The sequence below is a fragment of the Streptosporangium sp. NPDC001681 genome, assembly GCF_040298085.1.
In the GTDB taxonomy this organism is placed as follows: Bacteria; Actinomycetota; Actinomycetes; order Streptosporangiales; family Streptosporangiaceae; genus Streptosporangium.
On the sequence record NZ_JBEOZN010000301.1, the window covers coordinates 1 to 2,022 of the forward strand.

Annotated in this window: 1 protein-coding gene and 1 pseudogene; one reads left to right on the top strand and one right to left on the bottom strand. The window is 66.5% G+C overall.

Annotation, left to right across the window (positions count from 1 at the left end; genetic code table 11):
- Positions 1 to 237 precede the first annotated feature (237 nt).
- The gene (locus tag ABT130_RS47460; protein ID WP_350966481.1) at positions 238 to 1,023 is read left to right on the top strand and encodes a sulfite exporter TauE/SafE family protein; all 786 of its coding nucleotides are present in this window, start codon (positions 238 to 240) and stop codon (positions 1,021 to 1,023) included.
- Between the two features lie 152 nt (positions 1,024 to 1,175).
- Here ABT130_RS47460 and ABT130_RS47465 read toward each other — a convergent pair.
- Positions 1,176 to 1,911 (bottom strand): annotated as a pseudogene (locus tag ABT130_RS47465) (transposase); the annotation flags it as partial.
- Positions 1,912 to 2,022: the final 111 nt, after the last annotated feature.

A 2,022-nucleotide genomic window follows, 5' to 3' on the forward strand; every position in this document is an offset into this window, starting at 1 on the left:
TCTTGTTTTTTTTTTTTTGTTTTTGTTTTTTTTTTTTTTTTTTGGGGGGGGGGGGGGGGGGGCCGGGGGGCGGGGGGGGGGCTCCACCCCCCCCCCCAATCTACCTCTTTTTTCCCGGGGCCCCGCTTCTGTCGCCTTGATAACCCTTCCCTGTCGTTCTTAGACCTCACGAAATCGCCTTTCACAATCTCCATGATCACGGTAGGTTTTGAGGGATGGAGTACGAGCTGTGAAGCGATGACCTGGTGGCAGGGACTGCTCGGCTTCGCCTCGGGGTTGCTGATCGCGGTGGTGACCGCCCCGGTCGGGGTGTCGGGAGCGGTATTCCTGCTTCCGGTCCAGCTCAGCGTACTGAATGTGCCGAACCCGGCGGTGACACCCACCAACCTATTGTTCAATGTCGTGGCCACCCCCGGCGCGCTGCTGCGCTACCGCAAGCGCGGCCAGCTCGGCGGCCCGCTGACCCGCCTGCTGGTGCTCGGCACCCTGCCCGGCGTCATCATCGGCGCGCTCGTCCGGGTCTTCCTGTTGCCCGGCCCGCAGGTGTTCCGCCTCCTGGTCGCCTGCTTGCTCTTCCCGCTGGGCCTGTGGCTGTGCGTGCGTACGCTTCGCCCACTCCGCAGCCCCAGCCCGGCCGACGGTCCCTCCCCGCGTGCCGTCACCACGCTCGCGGTGGCCGTGGGGATCGTCGGCGGGATATACGGCATCGGCGGCGGATCGCTCCTGGGGCCGATCCTGGCCGGGCGCGGCCTGTCAATGGCCAGGGTCGCACCTGCTGCACTGGCCTCGACGTTCGTCACCTCGATCGCCGGCGCGCTCACCTACGCCGTCCTGGCGCTGACCACCCCCGGCGATATCGCACCGGTGTGGGCACTGGGCCTGCTGTGTGGTCTGGGCGGCTTGATCGGCGGCTACGTCGGCGCCCACCTCCAGCCTCGTCTGCCGGAGGCCGGTCTGCGGCTGCTGTTGGGAACCTTGGCCATCGCCCTGGCCGGCTTGTATGCCGCCCAGGCTCTGAGCTGAAGATAGGTGACCGGAACGGCGGCACACCCGTTCGGGAGACAGACAAGGCTGGCGAGGCGATCGCCTCTCATGCCGCTGCTCGGAGAGCAACGAAATGCGAGGTTCGTGTCGGCGCTAGTGCTGTGACCACATACGTTCACCGGGTTGGGTGATCACGCGGCGAGTGGGAGAGGGCGTCCGCCGAAGCGGATGCCCTTTTCGCTGCGGATCCGGGCGCGTTCTCGGCGCTGGGCGGCCAGGACGTCGGGGTGGCGGGCGCCTGCGTTGCGCCAGCACAGGTAGGCATGCAGGACCCGGGTTTGCACCATGTGGTTGGGGTGATCGGAATTGGTGATGGTGAACTGCCGCAACGGTCCGAAATGTGCCTCGATCGGGTTGGCCCAGGAGGCGTAGGTCGGGGTGAAGCACAACTCAACCTTGTGCCGCCTGGCCCAGGTGCGGATGCGCCAGTTCTTGTGCGCTGAGAGGTTGTCGAGGATGACGTGGATCGGGGCGCCGTCCGGGCGTGCGGCGCGGATCGACTTCAGCGCGGCCCAGGTGTGAGCGATGCCTTTGCGGCGCCGGTTGATCCCCCCACAAGGTGTCGTCACCGATGGAGTGGCAGCCGTGGAAGTAGGTGACTCCATGAGTGCGCCGGTAGGTGGCCGGCAGCCGGTCCGCTCGCCCTTGGCGGGCCCGGCCTGATCCGCCGGTGGGGCGGATGCCCAGCGGCCCGAACTCGTCAAAGGCGAAGACCCGGCCGGGGAAGTGCTCCAGGACGTGCTCGATCCGGTTCAGTTTGGCGTCGTAGTCGGGATCGTTGGACTCCTTCCAGGTCGTGGTGCGCTGGAAGGTGACGCCGCGGCGAGCCGGCAGGCAGCGCAGCGCCTCGCGGCCGATCCCGATCGTCCGGCCCGGTGCTTTGCGGAACCTGTCAATTTGATCAAGGCAGTTGAGCTGGGCTAATTCTGTGTCGGCTGTTCTGGTGTGTCCTTCTGCTCGTTCGTGTCATCGTTCTTG